Origin of the sequence: Lentzea cavernae (assembly GCF_014653695.1) — a bacterium.
Taxonomy (GTDB): Bacteria; Actinomycetota; Actinomycetes; order Mycobacteriales; family Pseudonocardiaceae; genus Lentzea; species Lentzea cavernae.
This window is the reverse complement of sequence record NZ_BNAR01000015.1, coordinates 125,488-147,201: the sequence shown is the minus strand read 5'-3', so window position 1 is coordinate 147,201 and position 21,714 is coordinate 125,488. Positions and strand designations below refer to the sequence as shown.

Below are 21,714 nucleotides of genomic sequence, written 5' to 3'. Positions count from 1 at the left end.
GTCAGACCGCGGAGATGATCGACGATCCGTAGGCGTCGCGCGTCTTGTCCTTCTCGTCGTGCATCAGGTACAGCGCGAAGTTGTCGACACCGATCTCCTTCAGCTCCTGCAACCGCTCGACGTGCGCCGACTCCGGGCCGACGAGGCAGAAGCGGTCCACGATCGCGTCCGGCACGAAGTCGGTGGAACGGTTGCCCGCCTTGCCGTGGTGGGCGTAGTCGTAGCCCTCGCGGTCCTTGATGTAGTCGGTCAGCGCCTTGGGCACGACGCCCGAGTCGCCGTAGCGCGCGACGAGGTCCGCCACGTGGTTGCCGACCATGCCGCCGAACCACCGCAGCTGGTCGCGCTGGTGCGCGAGGTCCGTGCCCACGTAGGCCGGTGCCGCCACGCACATCGTGATGGCCGACGGGTCGCGCCCGGCGGCGGCAGCGGCCTCGCGGACCGAGCCGATCGTCCAGCGGGCGATGTCCGGGTCCGCGGTCTGCAGGATGAAGCCGTCGGCCTGTTCACCGACCATCTTCAGCGCACGGGGACCGTAGGCGGCCATCCACATCTCGAGCTTCCCGTTGCGCACCCAGGGGATCTGGACCGGTGTGCCGTGGTGCTCGACCTCCCTTCCCTCGGCCAGTTCCTTGATCACGTGCATCGCGGAGCCCAGGGTGGCGAGGGAGGCGGGTTTCTGGCCGATGACGCGGCGCGCGGAGTCGCCGCGGCCGATGCCGCAGACCGTGCGGTTGCCGAACATGTCGTTCAGCGTCGCGAAGAGCGAGGCCGTGACCGACCAGTCGCGGGTCGACGGGTTGGTGACCATCGGGCCGATCACCAGGTCCCGGGTGGCGCTCAACACCTGCGAGTAGATGACGAACGGTTCCTGCCAGAGCACGCAGGAGTCGAACGTCCAGCCGTAGCGGAAGCCGCAGTCCTCGGCCGCGCGGAGGCCCTCCACCACGTCCCGCGCCGGCGGGTCGGTCTGCAGCACTACACCGAAGTCCACTACTGGACCGCCTTTCTCAGACGAGGTACTGGTTGAGGTCGCGGGTCACGAAGCGGCCGTGGCCGGTCGAACCGTGGTACGCGCCGTCCGCGATCACCTTGCGGCCGCGGGAGAAGACCGTCTCCACGCGACCGGTGACCTCGAAGCCCTCGTAGGCCGAGTAGTCCACGGCCATGTGGTGGGTCTCGGCGGAGATCGTCTGCGAGGCCTTCGGGTCGTAGACCACGACGTCCGCGTCGGCTCCCGGTGCGATCACGCCCTTGCGCGGGTACATGCCGAACATGCGCGCCGGGGTCGTGGAGACGATCTCGACCCAGCGTTCGCGGGTGATCTCACCCCTCACGACGCCCTGGTGCAGCAGGTCGACGCGGTGCTCGACGCCGGGCATGCCGTTGGGGATCTTCGAGAAGTCGCCGACGCCCAGCTGCTTCTGGTCCTTGAAGCAGAACGGGCAGTGGTCGGTGCTCACCACCGAGAGGTCGTTGGTCCGCAGCCCGCGCCACAACGACGACTGGTGCTCCTTGGGCCGCAACGGAGGCGACGCCACGTACTTCGCGCCCTCGAAGCCCGGCTTCGCCAGGTCCTCCAGCGACAGGTACAGGTACTGCGGGCACGTCTCGGCGAACACGTTCTGGCCCGTGTCCCGCGCCGCCGTCACGGCGTCGAGCGCCTGTGAGGCCGACAGGTGCACGATGTACAGCGGGGAACCGGTGACCTTGGCCAGCTGGATCGCGCGGGACGTGGCCTCGCCCTCCAGCTCCGGCGGCCGGGTCAGGCCGTGCTGCACCGGGTCGCCCAGGCCCGACGCGAGCGCCTGCGCGACGAGCTGGTCGATCGCGATGCCGTTCTCCGCGTGCATCATGATCGTGGCACCGGTCTCGCGCGCCTTCTGCATGGCGCGCAGGATCTCGCCGTCGGTCGCGTAGAAGACGCCGGGGTAGGCCATGAACATCTTGAAGCTGTTCACACCGGCCGCGATGCACGAGTCCATCTCCTTGAGCGACTCGTCGGTCACGTCGGAGATGATCATGTGGAAGCCGTAGTCGACGGCGCAGTTGCCGTCCGCCTTGCTGTGCCACTTGTCCAGAGTGGACAACAAGGAGCTTCCCTTGGGCTGCACGGCGAAGTCGACGATCGTGGTCGTGCCGCCCCACGCCGCCGCGGTCGTGCCGGTCTCGAAGGTGTCCGCGGACTGGGTGCCGCCGAACGGCATCTCCATGTGCGTGTGCGCGTCGATGCCGCCGGGGATCACGTACTTCCCGGCCGCGTCGATCACCTCGTCGGCCTGGACGGAGAACCCCGGCGTGACCATCGCGGCGATGTGCTCGCCGTCGATCAGCACGTCGGCCGCGTGCGAGCCGGTCGCGTTGACGACCAGGCCGTTCTTGATCAGAGTGCTCACGGGTTCACCAGGCCCTCGTAGGTGTCGGGGCGGCGGTCGCGGTAGAACGCCCACGTGTCGCGGACCTCGGTCAGCAGGTCCAGGTCGAGGTCGCGCACCACGAGCTCCTCCTCGGTGTCGGACGCCGCGTCACCGACGAGCTGCCCGCGCGGTGAGACGAAGTACGTCTGGCCGTAGAAGTCGTTGTCGCCCAGCGGTTCCACGCCCACCCGGTTGATCGCGCCGACGAAGTACTCGTTCGCGACGGCCGCGGCGGGCTGCTCCAGCTTCCACAGGTACTCGCTCAACGACCGGGAGGTCGCCGACGGGTTGAACACGATCTTCGCGCCGGCGAGCCCCAGTGCGCGCCAGCCCTCGGGGAAGTGACGTTCGTAGCAGATGTAGACGCCGATCCGCCCGACCGCGGTGTCGAACACGGGATAGCCGAGGTTGCCCGGCTTGAAGTAGAACTTCTCCCAGAAGCCCTTCACCTGCGGGATGTGGTTCTTGCGGTACTTGCCGAGGTACGTGCCGTCGGCGTCGATCACGGCCGCGGTGTTGTAGTAGACGCCCGGCTGTTCCACCTCATACATCGGCACGATCAGCACGATGTTGTTCTGCGCGGCGACTTCCTGCATCAGCGCCGTCGTCGGACCGTCCGGGATGGACTCGGTGTAGGAGTAGTAGTCCGCGTCCTGGACCTGGCAGAAGTACGGGCCGTAGAAGAGTTCCTGGAGGCAGAGCACCTGCGCGCCCTGGGATGCGGCAGCGCGGATGTGCTCGACCGCGTTCGCGATCATCGACTCCTTGTCGCCCGTCCACTTCTGCTGGACGAGCGCCGCCCGGATGATGTTGCTCACCTGGTCGTCTCCTTTGCCGTGGTGTCCTTCAGAGCGAGGAAGACCAGGAAGCCGGCCGCGAAGCCGACGACCCAGTTGTAGTCGTAGAGGAACTTGAGGAACGGGATCAGCCCGTCCGCCGGGAACGGCCCGCCGTGGGCGCCGCCGACCGCGAGCACCGAGCCCACGAGCGTCGCCAGCACAGCCCGCCAGTTCCAGCCGCCGTTGAACCAGTACGCGCCCTTGCCGTCCATGTAGAGGTCGGCGAGCTCGAGGCTGGTCTTCTTGATCACCCAGTACCCGGCGACGAACACACCGGCCACGCTGGCGAGGAGTCCGCCGTAGAACCCGAGCCACGCGAAGATGTAGATGTTCGGGTCGGAGATCAGCCGCCACGGCTGGATCACGATGCCGATGACACCGGTGATCAGACCGCCGATCGCGAACGTGATGCGCTTCGGGAAGGCGTTGGAGAAGTCGTAGGACGGGCTGACGACGTTCGCCGCGAGGTTCGCCGAGATCGTGGCCAGCACCAGCGAGACCAGCGCGATGATCACCAGGAACGTGTTGTCGAAGCGGGACGCGAGGTCCGCCGGGTCCCAGATCGCCTCGCCGTAGAGCGCCTGCGCGCCCGACGTGGTCAGGATCGCGACGATCGCGATGAACGACATCGTGGTCGGCAGACCGAGGATCTGACCGGTGACCTGCTTCTTCTGCGACCCTCCGAACCGGGTGAAGTCCGGCATGTTCAGCGACAGCGTCGACCAGAACGCGATCATGCCCATCAGCGCGGGGAAGAAGAGCTTCCAGAAGTCCGGTCCCCAGCCGAGCTTGCTGGGCGCGTCGAGGATCGGTCCGAACCCGCCCGCCTTCACCAGCACGTAGCCCAGCAGGATCAGGAACCCGATGCTGACGAGCGGCGCCGTCCAGTTCTCGAACCGCCGGATCGCCTCCATGCCGCGCCAGATCACCAGCATCTGCACGACCCAGAAGCCGAAGAAGCACAACCACAGCGTCCACGGCTGACCACCGACCGACGACGCGTTGGTCCACCCGTCGCCCGCCAGCCGCCCGATGATCACGTGCAGCGCCTTGCCGCCCACCCACGTCTGGATGCCGAACCAGGCGCACGCGATGAACGCCCTCAGCAACGCCACCAGGTTCGCGCCGCGGATGCCGTAGAACGCACGGGCGAACACGGGGAACGGGATGCCGTACTTCGTGCCCGCGTGGCTGTTGAGCAGCATGGGGACCAGCACGATCAGGTTGCCCAGGGTGATCGTGAGGAAGGCCTGCACCCAGTCCATGCCGATCGCGATCAACGACGCCGCGAGCGTGTAACTGGGGATGTTGTGCGCCATGCCCATCCACAGCGCGAAGAAGTTGTACGTCGTCCACGTCCGCTGCTCGACGGGCACGGGGGCGAGTTCGGGGTTGAAGAACCTGCTGTCCTGGATGGGACCCACGTCGCTCAGTTCGACGCGGCCATCAGGTGTGACCTGGGGCGGTGAGGACTCGACTGCCATCGGACAACCCCCTGTTACGCTGCTGAAACAACGCCAACCCGGTCTATTCCACCCCGGAATCCTGGGTGCGCCGGTGCAGGTCTGGCAGTGTCAGAGTGTCCACGCTTGTCATGATCGGCGCACATTGTGTTCCACTGGCGGTCATGGGCATCTCTCGGCGAGCCGTCCTGCTCGGTGGCGTGGGCGTGGTGGGAGCAGCGGGGACGTACGGCGCGCTCACCCCGCGCGGCCGTCGTGCGCTCGGCTGGACCGGCCCCGACGGTGTGGTCCCCGACGTCGAACCTGTACCCGTTCAGCCCATGCCCTGGGGTGCCTGGATGGGTGCGGCAGGCCCGGCGGTGCTCGTGCTGCACGGCCGCGGCGGCAGCGTCGGCTGGTGGGAGGCCCTGGGGTTGCCGAGGTTCCTGAACGGGTGCGGGTTCCGGTGCGCGGTGGTCGACGGTGGCGACGACTACTGGGTCTCGCTCGACCCGCCCGTGCCGTTCGAGGCCGCGCTGGGCGTGTCGATGGGCGGCTTCGGCGTGCTCGACATCGCGTCCCGGCGGTCTGTGAAGGCCGTGGCGGCGGTGAGCCCGGCGCTGTTCCCGTCGTGGGAGGACGCCCAGCGGATCGACGGGTTCGCGTCGCGAGAGGTGTGGGAGGCGCACGAACCGTTGCGGCACACCGACAGGATCAAGTCGCCGGTCGGGGTGTGGTGCGGGCGGGAGGATCCGTTCCACGACCCGGCGCGGCGGCTGGCGGAGGCGGTCGGCGCCGAGGGGTCGTTCGAGCACGGCGAGCACGGCGACGGCTACTGGCGCCGCGTGCTGCCGGACGCGTTGAGGTTCATCGCGCAGCGACTTTGAGCCGCACCACGGCCGTGCCCGCCTTGCGGTCGTGCCACGTCCGGGTGCCGCGCAGGTCCAGCGCCTCCACGACGGAGAGCGAGAGCAGCACGAAACCGCCCACCAGCAGCAACGAGGCGAGCCAGCCCGCCGACCCCATGGCGACGTGCTCGCCGATGACGACCCACGGCTGCTGCCAGCCGAGGCCCGCCATCAGCGCGGGCTCCCGCCAGCCCAGGCCGGTCAGCACGAGCACGACGCCCGCGCCGGGCAGCGCGGTCGTGATGAGCGTGCGGGTCAGCGCCCGTCGCAGGCTCAGGCCCGACGCGGGCCCCACCACCCGCAGCCCCGTCAGGGCCTTGCCGAGTGTGTTCAGGCGGAGCAGCAGGACGTCGTAGACCGCCGCGCAGAGCACCACCAGCACGGGTTCGTGGACCAACGGCCACGCCACGACCAGCACCAGGAGCCAGTCGAGCAAACGGGCGAGCAGCCGACGAACGAGCATGATTCACGCTAAGCGGCAGAAGTCCGTCATAAGTGGTCAGTTCATGGCCACTTGCCGCACGAACTCGGCCACCCACCTGCCGTTGTCGCGCCGGATCGACCGCGAGGTCAGGCCGTCGCCCGCGAACGCCTCGACCTCGGCGGGCGTCAACGGCCACGGCGGGCCGTCCGGCGTGGGGCCCTCGTCCCGCGCCACCGCGAGCACCAGCAGTTCGGAGCCGGTCAGCGACGACACCTGCTCGGCGGCCTCGGCGTGCAGGTTCACGGGCAGCGCCTGCACCGTCATGTTCTCGACGACGAGGTCGAACGCGCGGTGCCATTCGGCAGGCGGGTTCAGCAGGTCGGCGACCACGTACGAGACGGGAGAGGACGGGTGGCGCTCCTGGACGGCCGCCACGGCGGTGGGGGAGATGTCGAACGCGGTCACCTCGAACCCCAGCGAGGCCAGGAACTCCGCGTCACGGCCGTAGCCGCAGCCCACGACGAGAGCCCGCCTGCCGGTGCCGTCGACGCCCTCGGCCCACTCGACGAGGTGCGGTTGCGGGGTGGGGAGGTCCCAGGGGACGGAGGCCGTGCCGGCGGCGGCCTCCGCGTAGAGCTTCTCGAACCAGCCTGTCGGGTCTGCCACCTGCAGGCGGCGTGCGTCGTCATCAGCGGACATGACCCACTTCTACCCAACCCGGCGGCGGAGCGCGATCGCCCGCCCGGTCTGGGCGCCGAAGAGGACGAGGAACGTGAACACGAAGATCGAGGTGGCGGCCTCGGGCCGCTCCGAGTTCGCGGAGGGCTCCCTGACGATCGCGAACACCCACAACGCGGTCCAGGCCACGACGTAGACGCCGAACTGGACCAGCGCGTGCAGGGGCAGCGCCTTCACGAACCGCGGGATCGTCCTGTCGAGGGCCGCTCCCAGCAGACCGGTGATCCCGCGCTCGCGCAGCACCGGCCACGGGGCGATCAGCGCCAGGACCAGCGCCAGCACCGTCACGACGAGGAACAGTTGCACGCCGAGGTGCGCTCCGCGGGTGAGGAAGCTGACGGTGCTCACGACGACCAGGGAGAGCAGGAACGGCGGCGCCAGGGCGGCCGCGAGCTTGGCGTGCAACACCACGCCCGCCCAGGTCTGGCGCGCGGCGGCCTTCGGGGAGCGCGCGTTCGCGGCGTGGCCCGGAGCGCCCACGTTCACCGTGAAGTGCTGCGAACCCACGTTCGTCGTGTGGTGGTGCACGCCGCCGGAGATCGACCCGGCCTGGACGACCTGCCCGCTCACGGTGCTGTTCTCGACGCTGTTCCGGACGTTCGGCTGGTCGTCTGACGGACGTCGGCTCACAGGTCTCGACCCTAGCGGGCTGCTGTCGGCCGCGAGATGGGTTTCGGCGGATCAGATCGCCGCCGGTGAACCTCGCGCCGGACGTCATGTCCACAGTGGACAGAAGGGACCCGGTCGTGCGCCCGTCGAGCAACGAGGTGAGGCGCGACCGCAGCGAGTCCGAACGGGACAGTGCCGGTCGGACTTCCCCGAGCGACAGAACGACCTCACCTGATAGAGGCGGCGAACATCGTCCGGTGTGTACCGACGGTGACCGGATGCGGTGCGCTCGGAAGGCGACGACCAGTCCGATCTCGTCGTGGTGGGAACGGTCGGCCCGCTCGCCTTTGCCAGGTCACCGACGCTCCAACGGGTCACACGACGACCGCAGGACCTCCCGTGGCGTGAGGTGCAAACCCTCACCACCCGATCGAGCGGGTTAATTCGCGAACCGAACGCGCCGATGAAATCGAAGATCGGTCCCCAAAACCAGATTGAGGAAAACTGTGTCCCGTTCCGGACTGTTCCGTGCCGCCGCCCTGCTCGCCGCCAGCGCGGCCCCGCTCCTCGCGGGTTCCGCCAGCGCCGCCGAGCTCCCGCAGCTGGGCGGCGGTCTTCCCGACGTCGGCGCGGACAAGCTCGTCGCCGACGCCGGCCAGCTCGCGAACCCCCTCGACGCCGCCTCCGCGGTCCAGCTGCCGCACGTCGGCGCGCCCGTGGCGAGCGACCTGCCCGTGGCCGGTGCCCTGCCCGTCCCCGCCCTCCCGGCCGCCGCCGCGGAGCGCTCGCTCCCGGCCACGCCCGGCCTGGACGCCCTGCCCGACGTGAAGACCCCCGAGGCTCACGGCGGCAACACGCACCTCGGCTCGGTCAAGGCCCCCGTGCCGACCGGCCTGCCCACCGAAGGCGCCGTGCCGAACCCGACCGTGCTGTCCGGCGTCCTGCCGACCATCAACGGCTGAGTTCACACGTCGAAAATGGGCCCGTGCGCGCTCACGGGCCCATTTCGTGTACCAGCAGGGCGACGTAGAGCGAGAGCACGGACTCCGGGTCCTCCAGCGAGACGCCGAGGACCTGTTCGATCCGCCCCAGCTGCTGGTAGTAGGCCGTGCGCGACAGGTGTGCCGCCGCGGCCGCAGCCGACTTGTTGCCACCGTTCTCGCACAGGCACCGCAGCAGCTCGACGAGCCGTGACCCTTGCGCCGAGTCCCGTGCCAGCAACGGCCCGAGCTCGCGGTCCGCGAACGCCCGAACCCGTTCGTCCTCGCGCAGCAGGTGCAGCAGCCCGCGCAGCCGGACGTCGTCGAGCCGGTGGTAGAGCTGGCTTCCCGGTGCTCGCAGCGCCGCCCCCGCCACGTGCGCGGCCTCGCCGAGCGAACGCCGAACGTCCGTTGTGGACGTCACGGTCGTGCCGACGGCGATGACCACGGGCGAGGCCGCCGTCCGGTGGACCTCGCGGGCGACCTTGCGCAGGACCCCTTCCACGCCGACGGTCATCGGCACCGACAGCAGCGCCCGCACCGACGTGTCGTCCACGACGCCGACCAGCGCCGCGACCGTCACGCGCCGGCCCGCCAGCGCCGTCGCCTCGGCGAGATCCCGCAGGACCTCCTGCGTGGCGAGCGTCTGCCCCTGCAGCACGGACACCGGCCGGACCGCCACGCCGATGAGCTGCCGCCGTTCCAGCGGAACGCCCAGCGCCGCCGCCCGCGCGCCGAGATCCGGTGCCTGCGGTGACTGGCCGAGCAGCTGGGCCAGCAACGTCCGGTGCGTCTGGCGTTCCAGCGACTCCCGGTCGCGCGCCACGAGCCGATGCACGGCCAACGCCGACGCGGCGCGTTCGGCGACCACGACGTGCCGGTGCGGTGGCGCCTCCGGGGAGACCATCACGAGCCGGCCCCAGTCCGCCCCGCGCGCCCCGACGATCGTGATCAACCAGCCGGAGGCCACGTCGTAGGCGGTCCGCTCGGTCACCGTGACGGCCCGCGAGCGCGCCGCCCAGTCGTCCAGCAGCGTCACGGGGTCGTTGCCCGCCGCGTCGTAGGCGAGCACCTCGTGCCCCAGCGTCTCCAGCACGACCGACAGTCCGGACGTCCGCGCCACCTCGCGCAGCACCTCGGACGGTTCGGCGCCCGCGACCGTCAGCGCCGTGAACGTTTCGTGCACCTGCTCCGCGGCTCGCAGCTCGGCGAGCTGGGCGTCCACGATCAGCCCCACGACGGCCTCGGTCACGGCGACGTACTTGGTCTCCTCGGTCAGCGTGACCAGGGGCAGCCCGTGCCGTTCGGCCTCGGTGACCAGCGCGGCCGGCACGTCGTCGCGCCACCGCCGCCCCAGCTCGACCACCAGCCCGGCGCAACCCACGGCGGCCAGTTCCTCGACGTACCGGGCGAGACCGGACTCGGGCAGCATCACACCGGTCGTGAGCACCAGTTCGCCGCCGCGCAGCAACGGCGCGATGTCCGCGATCTCCGCCACGTGCACCCACCGCACCCTGCGGTTCAGGCCGGCGGACCCCGCCACGAGCCGGGGCTTCCCCTGCCGGATCACCGGCAGCGCGACGACTTCGGCGACCGTCGGGTACATGGACACAACGTAATGCCAACCAGCCGATCCGGGTACAGGTTGTGCATGGCGGCTGAGCCCGCGCGCCAGCAGACTCCGCTGTGTCGGTCTCTCTTGGCAAGGCGTAGACCCCTGGAGGCGAGATGGCCCACAAGGAGCTGCTGGCACGTCACCGCGCGGTGATGCCGAAGTGGCTGGCCCTCTACTACGACGAGCCCATCGAGATCGCGAGCGCCTCCGGGCGCCGGGTGACCGACCGCGAGGGCACGACCTACCTGGACTTCTTCGCGGGCATCCTGACCAACGCCATCGGCTACGACGTGGCCGAGATCAGCGACGCGATCCGGTCGCAGCTCGACACGGGCGTGCTGCACAGCTCCACGCTCTACCTGATCAAGAACCAGATCGAGCTCGCCGAGAAGATCGCGGAGCTGAGCGGCATCCCGGACGCCAAGGTGTTCTTCACCAACTCCGGCACCGAGGCCAACGAGACCGCGTTGATGCTCGCCACCCAGGCGCGCCGCAGCGAACAGGTGCTGGCGCTGCGCAACAGCTACCACGGCCGTGCGTTCGCCACGATCGCCATCACGGGCAACCGCGGCTGGTCGGCGTCCGCGCTGTCGCCGATCAAGGTCAGCTGGGTGCACGGCGGCTACCGCTACCGCAGCCCGTTCAAGTCCTTTACCGACGCCGACTACATCAAGGCGTGCGTCGACGACCTGCGCGAGATCATCGAGACCACCACGTCCGGCGACGTCGCCTGCATGATCGCCGAGCCGATCCAGGGCGTCGGCGGCTTCACCTCCCCGCCTGACGGCCTGTTCCGCGCGTTCAAGGACGTCCTGGACGAGTACGGGATCCTGTTCATCTCCGACGAGGTGCAGACCGGCTGGGGCCGCACCGGCGAGCACTTCTGGGGCATCCAGGCGCACGACGTGGTGCCGGACGCGATGACGTTCGCCAAGGGCCTCGGCAACGGTCTCGCGATCGGCGGCGTGGTCGCGCGCGGCGACCTGATGGACACGATCAACGCCAACTCGATCTCCACGTTCGGCGGCAACCCGGTCTCCACGGCCGGAGCGCTCGCCACCGTGAACTACCTGCTCGACCACGACCTGCAGGCCAACGCGGCCAAGCTCGGCTCGCGGCTGCTCGGCGGCCTGCGCGAACTGGCCGAGAAGCACCCGGTGATCGGCGACGTGCGCGGCAAGGGCCTGATGGTCGGAGTCGAGTTCGTCGGCCCCGAGGGCGAGCCGAACGCCGCTGCCGCTTCGACGGTGCTCGCAGAGTCGAAGGCCCGCGGCCTGCTCGTCGGCAAGGGGGGCCTGTACGGCAACGTGATCCGCCTGGCCCCGCCGATGACGCTGACCGAGGACGAGCTGGAAGAGGCCTTGGGAATTCTGGCGCAGGCGGTGGAGAAGGCGTGATCAATGCCCAGAAGTGGATCAAGCACTGGATCAACGGCAAGCCCTGGGACGACTCCCCGCAACGCCTCGGTGACGTCTACGACCCGACGACCGGCAAGGTGGCCCAGCAGGTCGCCTTCGCCTCGGTGTCCGAAGTGGACGCGGCGGTGTCGTCGGCCGCGGAAGCGTTTGCGTCCTGGCGGAACGCTTCTCTGGCGCAGCGCACGACCGTGATGTTCAAGTTCCGCGAGCTGCTCAACGACCGCAAGGGCGACCTGGCGAAGATCGTGTCGGCGGAGCACGGCAAGGTCGTGTCCGACGCCGGCGGCGAGATCCAGCGCGCGCTGGAGTCGGTCGAGTACGCGTGCGGGATCCCGCAGCTGCTCAAGGGCGGTTTCAGCGAGAACGCGTCGACCCGCGTCGACGTCTACTCGATCCAGCAGCCCGTGGGCGTGGTCGGCGTCATCTCGCCGTTCAACTTCCCCGCGATGGTCCCGCTGTGGTTCGTGCCGACCGCAATCGCTTGCGGCAACGCGGTGGTGCTCAAACCGTCCGAAAAGGACCCTTCGTCGTCGAACTTCATCGCCGAGCTCTTCGCCGAGGCAGGCCTCCCGGACGGCGTCCTGAACGTCGTGCACGGCGACAAGGTGGCCGTCGACCGCCTGCTGGAACACCCGGACGTCAAAGCGATCTCGTTCGTCGGCTCCACCCCGATCGCCCGGTACGTCTACGAGACCGGCACCTCCCACGGCAAGCGCGTGCAGGCCCTGGGCGGCGCCAAGAACCACATGGTCGTCCTCCCCGACGCCGACCTCGACCTGGCCGCCGACGCCGCCGTCTCGGCCGGCTTCGGGTCGGCGGGGGAGCGGTGCATGGCGATCTCGGTCGTCGTCGCCGTGGGCGAGGTGGGCGACTCGCTGGTCGAGCGGATCAAGTCGCGGATCGCCGACGTGAAGGTCGGTTCCGGCGCCTCCTGCGAAATGGGACCCCTGGTCACCGGCGTGCACAGGGACAAGGTCACGTCCTATTTGGACGCCGGCGTGTCCGAGGGCGCGGTGCTCGCGGTCGACGGCCGCGACCACCCGATCGACGGTGACGCGAGCGGGTTCTGGCTCGGCCCGACGCTCTTCGACCACGTCGGCACGGACATGACGATCTACACCGACGAGATCTTCGGCCCGGTCCTCTCGGTGGTCCGCCGCGACACCTACGAAGAAGCCGTCGAGGTGGTCAACAGCAACCGGTACGGCAACGGCACCGCGATCTTCACCAACGACGGTGGCGCGGCCCGCCGGTTCCAGAACGAGATCGAGGTCGGCATGGTCGGCGTGAACGTGCCGATCCCCGTGCCGGTGGCCTACTACTCGTTCGGCGGCTGGAAGGAATCGTTGTTCGGCGACGCGCACGCTTACGGGCCGCACGGGGTGCATTTCTTCACCCGCTCGAAGGTCGTCACCTCGCGCTGGCTCGACCCGTCGCACGGTGGCGTGAACCTGGGGTTCCCGCAGAACACCTAGAGTCGCAGAGCAGGGCCTAACGGGGGGGGTGACCGGTTATTAACGGTCACCCCCCGCAGTCGTTTGCCGGCGATGTTTCTGCGTGGAATAGAATGCTTATCGTTGCTGCTGTGGCAGGTTCAAGCTCTCCGTGCGCCGAATGATCACGGTGCCGTCCCCTGTGTTCATCGCGCGCCACGGTGACTTCGGCTTGCCGCGCGCCAGCCAGACGCCGAGAACGATGGGCCACACGAACATCGTGGCCATCTGAGTCAGGAACCAGGGCAGGCTCATCAGAATGGTGAGCAGGGACAAGCTGCCTCGCTGGCTGATGCCGGCGCGGGATCGGCCGACCCCGGCCGAGACGAGCATGCCGATGAAGTAGGTGATCCCGAATGCGGCTCCCATGCCGTCCTGGCCTTTCCTTATAGCTTCCGATTCCGTGTGTGAGGGTTCATCGAAAACGCCGACATGGCGTTACCTCTTGGTGTGTGCCTCCGGCGGATTCACTCGTTCGGCTCACTCGGTCGGAAGCCGCGGAGCCTCGGCGGATTCGTGGGAGATGAAGCCTCGGGAAGTCCCTCGGAGATCGGGATCTGCTGTTCGACCTTCTTCCTGTGGGTGCGGAGTTCGTCGGCGAATTCGAAGTCGTCCGTGGTTTCGCCATCGGTTCTGTCGTCCATGGTCTACTCTCCTCTGCGGTCGGGGACCAGGTTCGCAACTTCGGTCCGGAAATCGCAATCGGCAATCTGGTCTTGCACTCGCGGAGGGAGCCGAGATGCCGTCGACCCTCACCGGGCTGATCATCTTCGTCCTGCTGCTCGTGCCCGGTTTCGTCTTCCAGCGCCGTCGTGCCCGCGACCGGCCGGCGGCCGAGGAGACCGCGTTGCAGGAGGCGCTGACCATCCTGTTCACCGGCCTGCTCCTGGACGGCCTCGGCCTGGCTGCTGTCAGCGGGTTGTGGGCGCTGATCCCCGGCAGCGCCGTCGACCTGAGCAAGCTGGTACTCGGACCGTCCGCATACCTGGCCGCACATCCCGCCAGGTTGCTGGGGTGGTCGGCAGCCGTGCTGGGAATCGCCGTCGTGGTCGGGTATCTCGCTGCGGGCCGCCGTGTCCAGGCGCTCGTGCGGCGGACAACTCGCCGCACCGCGTCGACCGAACCCCACGCCTCGGCCTGGTGGTTGCTGTTCGAGGAGCATCCAGCCTCGGTGCCGGTCCACGTCGGGTGCTATCTGACCGACGGGGGATACCTCAGCGGCCGCCTGCACAGCTACAGCCGTGTCGGCAAGGAGTCGGGAGATCGCGAACTCACCTTGCGCGACGAGATCACCTACCGCGAACCGGGTGAGGACTCAGCCGCGCGGGTGTTGAACAACGTCGGTGCTGTGAGCATCAGCGCGCGCAGCATCCAGTTCCTGACCGTCACCTATCTCGCCCCGCCGCCGGAGACACCGGCGCAGGAGCCGGAGAAAGCAGACTCCTGATGGCACGAAGGCCGCCGGTGACGATGTTCGGCTACACCGCGCCACGCCGGGCGGAGGTGGTGGGCTGGAGATGCCACCACGACGGCTGTCACCGCAGCGATGACGAGATTCCGCGGACCTGGCCGCATTTCTGTGACAACTGCGAGCATCCCGTCGATCCGGTGTTCGCCGAACCTTGGGCGCACGAGGCCAAGGGGTACGAGTTGCGGTCCCTCGTCGCGTCTGCCGATGAGGTCGTCCGAGGTTACGCCACTGCCGACCTCTGCGAGTGGCGGTTCGAAGAAGCGTTGCGTCACGACGATCGCCCGGCGGCGGACGAGGCACGAGCGGACCTGGGGCGACTGGAGGCTCATCGGGGCCGCGGCCGGTGGAGCGTCATCAATTCCGCTCTGCGGCACGGTGCGCTGGACCTCGCGGCGGAAGAGATCCTGGCCTTCTACGAGGACGTCCGGGATATTGACGAGGACGACCTGGAGGTGAACCTTCCCAGGGCCGAGGTGCGGTCGTTCGTCGGTGCCTGTCTGACGTTCCTCTGTCACGAACGGTCGGTCAGGCACCCGCGGGAGAACGAGGTCGCCGCCGTCATGGTGGAGAGGCACGACTTCCTTCGGGAGCACCAGTTCTCGATGGCCTCGCTGGACGAGGACCGGGATCGCGCCATGCGGTTGCGCGCCATGTCGCGGGGAGCCGCACGGCCTCGGGTTACCGAGTGGATGCCTCCAGCGGAGGTGTCCTCACTCGCCGACGACAGGGATCTGCCCGGACCCGTCCGCAACCGGCTGAAGGCAGCCGCAGCGGTCGTCACCGCCGCGAAACGCGGGAAGCGCATGGAAGAGCTGGCCGGAGTGGTCGACGACATGGCCCGCATGACGTCGGAGCACAGCGGAACCTCGATCGCGATCAGTGCGGCCGAAGTCCTTGCTGGTGCGGTACTCGCCATCGCCGACATCCACGACGACCCCGCGCCGCTGGTTGCCGCAGCGGCTCGCCTCGATCCGTCCTCGGCGCTGACCCACCTCCTCCGAGCCCGCGCTCACGTCGTCGTGGGTGAGATCTCCCTCGCGGCGAAGGAGATCGAGGACGCCCTGCACAGCCAGGACGGGGTGAGGCTCGGGTTGCTGCCGCAGCTGCACGCGATGAGCGGATGGCTCGCCGTGCGGCTCGAACCGGGCGGGCTCGACTCGGGGATCGCCGCCTGCCGGGCAGGTCGTGAGCTGGGAAGAGGACGGAGCACGGCGGCTGACCCGGTGCTTGCGGGCCTGCTCGTGGAGAAGGCGCTGCACCGGCGCACCTCCGTCGACGAAGCTGTCCCGTTGCTGCAGGAGGCGTTTCGGCTGGCCAAGCGAGCCGGCGCGCCGGCGGTCGCCCAAGAGGCGAAGTCGGCGCTCGCGGCGCTGACCGGGCGGGGCGATGTTTCGAAGCGGTTGCGCGCGTGGCGTTCCGCGGTGAGAGCCGCGCAGGGCGCTCCGGTCGACGCACAAATGCGGCTGGCGACCGCATGGGTGCGGTGGGCGCTCGGTACCGGTCACACGGAACTGGCGGCGGAGGCCTACCACAACGTCGTCTCACTCCTGCCCGCGCTCGTCAGGATCCGGTACCGCGCCGACGCCCAAGCGCGGGTGCTGGCGACGGTGCGCGAGCACACCGAGGAGGCCGGGTACTGGCTCGCCAAGGCACGGCGGTTCCGGGACGCGGCCGTAGCGTTGGAGATGGGCCGAGCGGTCGCCCTGAGCACCCTCGTGGAGCGGGACGACCCTGTCGTAGGACAGGCGTTGCTGGACGTCGGCCGCGGCGATCTGCAGGCGCGTTACCAGGACGCGCTGGCCGCGGTGGGAAGGGGCGACGACCATCGGACGTGGGCGCGTTTTCGGGCGGTCGCGCGCGAGGTGGCCGACGTGATCGGGGCCGACCCGGTGGAACCCGTGGTCGAGTACGCGGACATCACCCGTGCGACCGGGGAGGGAGCGCTGGTTTACGTCGCCTCCGCGGAGGCAGGTGGTTACGCGTTGATCGTGGCGGCGGCCCACGACCCGCAGTGCGTGTGGCTGCCGGACCTCGGCAGGTTCCCCGTGGAGGAGTGGCTGCGGAGTCAGTCGGGGGAGGTGAAGGGCCGCGAGTCCCGGCTGAGCGAGGACCTGGACTGGTTGTGGCTCAGGGGAATGCGTGACCTGTTGGCGTTCTTCGCCCACGGTTCGATCATCACGCTGATCCCGATCGGTGCGCTGACTTTGCTGCCCCTGCACGCCACTGCAGGCCGCGCGCTGCACTTCCCCGCTGTCCGGTACGCCCCGAACGCACGCACGTTGCACTGGTGCCGGTCCCGCGCCGCGAAGATGGCCGATCGTCCGGCACGAGTGCTCGTGGCCGACGTGCCGAAGGCGCCGGGGCAGGCCGAGTTGGAACTAGCGCCGGCCGAGACCGCCGCGGTGGCAGGGATCTGGTCCGGCCAATGCACGCGGCTGACCGAAGCGACCTGGGCAGCATTCGAACCCGCCGCGCACCACCACGACATCTGGCACGTCGTGTGTCACGGCAGTGTGGAGTCACAGGAGATCTTCCTGAGCTCGCTCGCTTTCACCGACCGCGACGTGACGGTGGGGGACCTGCGTGAGCGGCTTCGCTTCGCGCCCCGCCGGTTGGCGGTCATCTCAGCGTGCGACATGCAGAACGTCGGAGCCGACGCGCCGAACGAGGTGGTCGGTTTGCCGTCGGCGTTGCTGCAGCTGGGTTTTGCCGGAGTGATCGCCGCGTCCTGGCCGGTGTACGAGAGAGCGACGGCGTTTCTGATGGCACGGTTCCACCAGGTGCTGAGGGACGGAGCGCATCCGGCTGTCGCGCTGGCCGTCGCGCAGAACTGGCTCAGGAGTGCGGGATTCGACGAGCTGGCCGCTGTCGCACCGTCGTTTCCGCTGCCCCCGTCCAACAGAGGGCCGCATCCCTTCGAACATCCGTGGTACTGGGCAGCCTTCGCCTACACGGGAGGGTGAGTGCGGCCGTGTGGCCACGTGCCTTGGCCGTGCACGTCCAACCACCGGCTCCATTCGTGGCCCGTGAGCATGGCACTGGGCAGGTTGCGCATCCGCTTGAACTCGATCGCGCCGTCCAGCAACGCCAACGCGTCCGGAGTGCTCAAGTGCTCCTTGTCGACCAGTTCGCGGGCAAGACGGCTCGCCCCGTAGGTGACGAAGCCGGAGTCGTCGTCCTTGACGAATTCACGAAGGTCCGCGAGAAGCCCGATCGGATCTTCCTGCGCGATGGGCCAGAACGGTTCCAGGCAGTAGGGGAAGATGTCGGCGGAGTCCACTCCCGAGTTGTGGACATCGAACTCGAAACGGCCAAGCATCTCCAGGCGTTGTGCCATGTCGGAGGGAAATCTGGATCGAGGTTTGCGGCTGAACCAGGACATGCCGCCGATATCGCGCCCCTGCGGAGCAGCGTTACCGCCGAACATGAACGGTCCGCCTACCGTCCTGAGTAGACGATCGACGGACCGTGGATGAGTTACCTCGCCCGGGCCGCCACCGCCTCCGGCACCGGGTCGTAACGCGAGAACCGGCGCGTGAACGTGCCCGTCCCGGACGTCAGCGACCGCAGCTCGATCGCGTACCGCAGCAGCTCCGACGACGGCACCTCGGCGCGGATCACCGTGCGCCCGCCCTCGTCCGACTCGGTGCCGAGCACGCGCCCGCGTCGTCCGGACAGGTCGCCCAGCACCGTTCCCAGGTGCTCGTCGGGCAGCCGGATCGCGAGCTCGTCCATGGGCTCCAGCAGTTGTGTGCTCGCGGCGGCGGCTGCCTCCTTCAACGCCAGGGCGCCCGCGGTCTGGAACGCGGCGTCCGACGAGTCGACGGAGTGCGCCTTGCCGTCGACGAGGGTCACCCGCACGTCGACGACAGGGGTGCCGTCGCGCAGGCCTCGTTCCAGCTGGGCGCGCACGCCCTTCTCGACGGACGGGATGAACTGGTGGGGGACCGAGCCGCCGACGACCTTGTCCACGAACTCGAAGCCGGAGCCGCGGGGGAGCGGTTCGACCACGATGTCGCACACCGCGTACTGGCCGTGACCTCCAGATTGCTTGACGTGCCGGCCGTGGCCTTTCGCAGGCCCCGCGAAGGTTTCGCGGAACGGCACGCGGACCGGTTCGGTGTCGATCTCCGCGCCGCCGGCGCGCAGGCGGGCCAGCACGACGTCGGCGTGCGCCTCGCCCATGCACCACAGCACCATCTGGTGGGTCTCGGCGTTGCGGTCCAGGCGCAGGGTCGGGTCGCTCGCGACCAGGCGGTTGAGGTTGCGGGCGAGGTTGTCCTCGTCGCTGCGGGTGCGTGGCACGACGGCGATGGGCAGCAACGGTTCCGGCATGTCCCACGGCGCCATCAGGAGTGGCTGCTCGGGGGCGGAGACGGTGTCGCCGGTCTCGGCGGTGGTGAGCTTGGTGAGGGCGCAGAGGTCGCCGGCCACGCAGTAGGGCACCTCGCGCAGGGAGGAGCCGAGCGGCGAGTAGATGTGGGCGACGCGCTCGTCGGCGTCGTGGTCCTCGTGACCGCGGTCGGCCATGCCGTGGCCGGAGACGTGCACGGGGCGTTCGGGGCGCAACGTGCCGGAGAAGACGCGGACCAACGACACGCGGCCGACGTAGGAGTCCACTGCTGTGCGGACCACCTCGGCGACGAGTGGCCCGTCCGGGTCGGCTGCCATGCGGGGTTGCGGGATGCCGTCCACCGACGTCACGGACGGGAGTTCGTGTTCCAGCGGTGACGGGAACGCGCGCGCGATGCCGTCCAACAGCTCTGTCAGGCCCATGCCGGTCGCGGCGCACACGGGCATCACGGGGTGGAACGCGCCGCGCGAGACGGCGGTCTCCAGGTCGGCGATGAGCGTGTCCTGGTCGATGTCCTCGCCCGCGAGGTAGCGGTCCATGAGGGTCTCGTCCTCGCTCTCGGCGATGATCCCCTCGATCAGCGCGGCGCGTTCGTCCGGGTAGTTCTCACCGGACGTCAGCAGCCCTACCAACGCGTCGCCCTCCTGCATGTACAACGGCACGACGCCGGCCCCGAACGCCGCCTGGCACTCGATGACCTCGTTGATGAAGTTCGCGCGGTGGTGGTCGGTGCGTGTGATGACGACGGCGCGAGGCATGCCGACGAGAGCGCACTCCTGCCACAACGCGATGGTGGCCGCGTCGACGCCCTCGAAGGCGTTGACAACAAAAAGGGCCGCGTCCGCGGCCCGAAGTCCTGCCCTGAGCTCACCCACGAAGTCGACGTAGCCAGGGGTGTCGATCAGGTTGATCTTGATGTCCCCGTGCTGGACCGGGGCTACAGCGAGGCCGACCGACCGTTGTTGTCGCACGGCCGCCGGGTCGTGGTCGCAGACCGTGGTGCCCTCGGTGACCGACCCCGCGCGGGTCAGGACGCCGGTGGCGGCGAGCACGGCCTCGGTGAGCGTCGTCTTGCCCGCGCCGGACGGGCCCACGAGCACGACGTTGCGGACCTTGGCCGGGTCGTCCACAGCGACCGCGCCTGCCGATGTGCCGTTGTCGGAGTTCTTGCTTCCCATGGCGACCTCCGTCAAGTCGTAGTGTTCGATCTCACACCCGATGACGTTCCGGGACAACCCCGGAGACCCGACTGGTCGCCCACCGGCGTTCGCACTCGTTGGAGTGAGCGACCTCACCACCTGCGGTTGATCGGGAAGTGGCCTTCTGATTCGCGGCTCCAGTGGCTTGGGCGAGGGGGCCACACCGGTCGTACGGTGAATTCACCAGAACTTCCCCTCGTGAAAGGTTGCCCCGGTGAGCACTGATCAGGTCACGGGTACCGCCCGCGTCAAGCGCGGCATGGCCGAGATGCTCAAGGGCGGCGTCATCATGGACGTGGTCGACGCCACCCAGGCGAAGATCGCGGAGGACGCGGGCGCCGTCGCCGTCATGGCCCTCGAGCGCGTTCCCGCCGACATCCGCGCCCAGGGCGGTGTCGCGCGCATGAGCGATCCCGACCTGATCGACGGGATCATCAACGCCGTCTCGATCCCGGTCATGGCGAAGGCCCGCATCGGCCACTTCGTCGAGGCCCAGGTCCTCGCGTCGCTCGGCGTCGACTACATCGACGAGTCCGAGGTGCTCACCCCGGCTGACTACGCGAACCACATCGACAAGTGGGCGTTCACCGTCCCCTTCGTCTGCGGTGCCACGAACCTGGGCGAGGCCCTGCGCCGCATCACCGAGGGCGCGGCCATGATCCGCTCCAAGGGCGAGGCCGGCACCGGTGACGTCTCGAACGCCACCACGCACATGCGCAAGATCCGCCAGGAGATCCGCCGCCTGCAGAACCTCCCCGAGGACGAGCTCTACGTGGCGGCCAAGGAACTCCAGGCGCCGTACGAGCTGGTCAAGGAGATCGCGCAGAACGGCAAGCTCCCCGTCGTGCTGTTCACCGCCGGCGGCATCGCGACCCCGGCCGACGCCGCGATGATGATGCAGCTCGGCGCTGAGGGCGTGTTCGTCGGTTCCGGCATCTTCAAGTCCGGCAACCCGGCCCAGCGCGCCGAGGCCATCGTGAAGGCCACGACCTTCCACGACGACCCCGACGTCATCGCGAAGGTCTCGCGCGGACTGGGCGAGGCCATGGTCGGCATCAACGTCGCGGACGTGCCGGAGCCGCACCGCCTGGCCGAGCGCGGCTGGTAGATCTCCGTGGTTGCCGGAAGGGCGCGTCCACGCGGACACGCCCTTCCGCCGTCATGACCCCGGTGTGAAGCAGTACGTGGTCTTCGTTTCCTGGTAGGCCATGGCCTTCACCGAGTCCGCACCGCAGGCCGCCTCGTCCGCGGTGTTCGTGAGCACCCGCACCTTGATCGCACCGCGCGCACCGCAGTCCACCGCCTTGTTCTCGGCGGTGAGCGAGGCGAGCACGAAGTCGTGGCACTCCCCGTCGAAGAAGACCGGGATCAGGCACAGCTCCTCGCCGTCGTGGCCGGTGTAGGTCGTGTAGGAGTCCGGGTCTTCGCCGCACTTCATGTCCAGGACGCCCATCACCTTGCTCACGACGTAGTTGTGCAGCTTGCCGTCGCAGGAGACCTTCTCGTACTTCATGTTGGTCTCCACGCCGGTCAGCTTCACGCAGTCGCCGACCGCGGGGCTGGAGGCGCGGGTGTCCGGGAACAGGAAGAAGACCGTCAACAGCGACCCCACCAGCAGGACGCCGAGGCAGCCGACGATCACCAGGCCGACCCGGGAAGTCCTCTGTGGAGGGACGATGGGAGCGGCGTGGGTCGGCTCGGGCGGAGTTGTCATGGAACCCCCGGTGCGGCTCGGACGCGGATGTGGTCGTCTGGCCGACGCGAGCAGTCCCCCCAGACTTCGGCTCATCCTAACCGGCACCGGACC

20 protein-coding genes are annotated in these 21,714 nt (G+C 69.0%); 7 read left to right on the top strand and 13 right to left on the bottom strand.

Going from position 1 to position 21,714, the window contains the following annotated elements; translation table 11 throughout:
- Position 1: 1 nt before the first annotated feature.
- Genes IE307_RS36405 through IE307_RS36390 form a run of 4 tightly spaced genes read right to left on the bottom strand, consistent with a single transcriptional unit; the run spans position 2 to position 4,740 of the window.
- Positions 2-994 (bottom strand): TIGR03842 family LLM class F420-dependent oxidoreductase, encoded by a 993-nt coding sequence (locus tag IE307_RS36405; RefSeq protein WP_191303984.1) that lies wholly within the window; start codon positions 992-994, stop codon positions 2-4.
- 16 nt (positions 995-1,010) lie between these two features.
- The gene (gene hydA / locus IE307_RS36400; RefSeq protein WP_191303983.1) at positions 1,011-2,396 is read right to left on the bottom strand and encodes a dihydropyrimidinase; all 1,386 of its coding nucleotides are present in this window, start codon (positions 2,394-2,396) and stop codon (positions 1,011-1,013) included.
- Positions 2,393-3,235, bottom strand: a complete 843-nt coding sequence (locus IE307_RS36395) for a nitrilase-related carbon-nitrogen hydrolase (RefSeq protein WP_191303982.1) — start codon at positions 3,233-3,235, stop codon at positions 2,393-2,395. Before IE307_RS36395 ends, hydA begins: the two co-directional genes overlap by 4 nt.
- A complete protein-coding gene (locus IE307_RS36390) occupies positions 3,232-4,740 on the bottom strand; it encodes an NCS1 family nucleobase:cation symporter-1 (RefSeq protein WP_191303981.1) in 1,509 nt (502 codons plus the stop codon). The genes IE307_RS36395 and IE307_RS36390 overlap by 4 nt, the downstream gene beginning before the upstream one ends.
- Positions 4,741-4,883: 143 nt before the next feature.
- Here IE307_RS36390 and IE307_RS36385 point away from each other — a divergent pair, with 143 nt between their 5' ends.
- On the top strand, positions 4,884-5,585 hold the full coding sequence (locus IE307_RS36385; RefSeq protein ID WP_191303980.1) for an alpha/beta hydrolase: 702 nt from the start codon (positions 4,884-4,886) through the stop codon (positions 5,583-5,585).
- Here IE307_RS36385 and IE307_RS36380 read toward each other — a convergent pair.
- From IE307_RS36380 to IE307_RS36370, 3 genes are read right to left on the bottom strand one after another with little or no spacing between them, the layout of a single operon-like run.
- Positions 5,566-6,069 carry an RDD family protein gene (locus IE307_RS36380; protein ID WP_191303979.1) on the bottom strand — a complete coding sequence of 168 codons (504 nt, stop codon included), beginning with the start codon at positions 6,067-6,069 and terminating at the stop codon, positions 5,566-5,568. The two genes, IE307_RS36385 and IE307_RS36380, sit on opposite strands and share 20 nt — an antisense overlap.
- A gap of 36 nt (positions 6,070-6,105) precedes the next feature.
- Complete coding sequence (locus tag IE307_RS36375) at positions 6,106-6,729, bottom strand: class I SAM-dependent methyltransferase (protein ID WP_191303978.1); 624 nt, start codon at positions 6,727-6,729, stop codon at positions 6,106-6,108.
- 9 nt (positions 6,730-6,738) lie between these two features.
- Entirely contained in the window at positions 6,739-7,398 is a 660-nt protein-coding gene (locus IE307_RS36370; protein WP_191303977.1) for a hypothetical protein, read from the bottom strand.
- Positions 7,399-7,883: 485 nt separating this feature from the next.
- On the opposite strand from IE307_RS36370, the gene IE307_RS36365 reads away from it, so the two are divergent.
- Positions 7,884-8,339: a hypothetical protein gene (locus IE307_RS36365; protein ID WP_191303976.1), complete on the top strand. Its 456-nt coding sequence runs from the start codon at positions 7,884-7,886 to the stop codon at positions 8,337-8,339.
- A gap of 31 nt (positions 8,340-8,370) precedes the next feature.
- On the opposite strand, the gene IE307_RS36360 is transcribed toward IE307_RS36365, so the two are convergent.
- Positions 8,371-9,963, bottom strand: coding sequence for a PucR family transcriptional regulator (locus IE307_RS36360; protein WP_191303975.1), 1,593 nt, complete (start codon positions 9,961-9,963; stop codon positions 8,371-8,373).
- Between the two features lie 122 nt (positions 9,964-10,085).
- On the opposite strand from IE307_RS36360, the gene IE307_RS36355 reads away from it, so the two are divergent.
- Both IE307_RS36355 and IE307_RS36350 read left to right on the top strand, forming a co-directional pair.
- Positions 10,086-11,369, top strand: coding sequence for an aspartate aminotransferase family protein (locus IE307_RS36355; RefSeq protein ID WP_191303974.1), 1,284 nt, complete (start codon positions 10,086-10,088; stop codon positions 11,367-11,369).
- Positions 11,366-12,865 carry a CoA-acylating methylmalonate-semialdehyde dehydrogenase gene (locus IE307_RS36350; RefSeq protein ID WP_229905429.1) on the top strand — a complete coding sequence of 500 codons (1,500 nt, stop codon included), beginning with the start codon at positions 11,366-11,368 and terminating at the stop codon, positions 12,863-12,865. The genes IE307_RS36355 and IE307_RS36350 overlap by 4 nt, the downstream gene beginning before the upstream one ends.
- Positions 12,866-12,961: 96 nt before the next feature.
- On the opposite strand, the gene IE307_RS36345 is transcribed toward IE307_RS36350, so the two are convergent.
- Positions 12,962-13,252: a hypothetical protein gene (locus IE307_RS36345; protein WP_191303973.1), complete on the bottom strand. Its 291-nt coding sequence runs from the start codon at positions 13,250-13,252 to the stop codon at positions 12,962-12,964.
- Between the two features lie 98 nt (positions 13,253-13,350).
- Positions 13,351-13,527, bottom strand: a complete 177-nt coding sequence (locus IE307_RS36340) for a hypothetical protein (protein WP_191303972.1) — start codon at positions 13,525-13,527, stop codon at positions 13,351-13,353.
- A 95-nt stretch (positions 13,528-13,622) separates the two neighbouring features.
- Between IE307_RS36340 and IE307_RS36335 the strand changes: the two genes are divergently transcribed.
- Both IE307_RS36335 and IE307_RS36330 read left to right on the top strand, forming a co-directional pair.
- Positions 13,623-14,330, top strand: a complete 708-nt coding sequence (locus IE307_RS36335) for a DUF6338 family protein (RefSeq protein WP_191303971.1) — start codon at positions 13,623-13,625, stop codon at positions 14,328-14,330.
- A gap of 161 nt (positions 14,331-14,491) precedes the next feature.
- Positions 14,492-17,317, top strand: coding sequence for a CHAT domain-containing protein (locus tag IE307_RS36330; protein WP_191303970.1), 2,826 nt, complete (start codon positions 14,492-14,494; stop codon positions 17,315-17,317).
- Here IE307_RS36330 and IE307_RS36325 read toward each other — a convergent pair.
- Both IE307_RS36325 and IE307_RS36320 read right to left on the bottom strand, forming a co-directional pair.
- A complete protein-coding gene (locus IE307_RS36325) occupies positions 17,302-17,781 on the bottom strand; it encodes a hypothetical protein (RefSeq protein WP_191303969.1) in 480 nt (159 codons plus the stop codon). The two genes, IE307_RS36330 and IE307_RS36325, sit on opposite strands and share 16 nt — an antisense overlap.
- Before the next feature lie 50 nt (positions 17,782-17,831).
- Complete coding sequence (locus tag IE307_RS36320; protein WP_191303968.1) at positions 17,832-19,886, bottom strand: elongation factor G-like protein EF-G2; 2,055 nt, start codon at positions 19,884-19,886, stop codon at positions 17,832-17,834.
- A 235-nt stretch (positions 19,887-20,121) separates the two neighbouring features.
- Between IE307_RS36320 and pdxS the strand changes: the two genes are divergently transcribed.
- Positions 20,122-21,015: a pyridoxal 5'-phosphate synthase lyase subunit PdxS gene (gene pdxS, locus IE307_RS36315; RefSeq protein ID WP_191303967.1), complete on the top strand. Its 894-nt coding sequence runs from the start codon at positions 20,122-20,124 to the stop codon at positions 21,013-21,015.
- Between the two features lie 51 nt (positions 21,016-21,066).
- Here the strand turns inward: pdxS and IE307_RS36310 are convergent, their stop codons facing one another.
- A complete protein-coding gene (locus tag IE307_RS36310) occupies positions 21,067-21,549 on the bottom strand; it encodes an LppU/SCO3897 family protein (RefSeq protein WP_191303966.1) in 483 nt (160 codons plus the stop codon).
- Positions 21,550-21,714 lie beyond the last annotated feature (165 nt).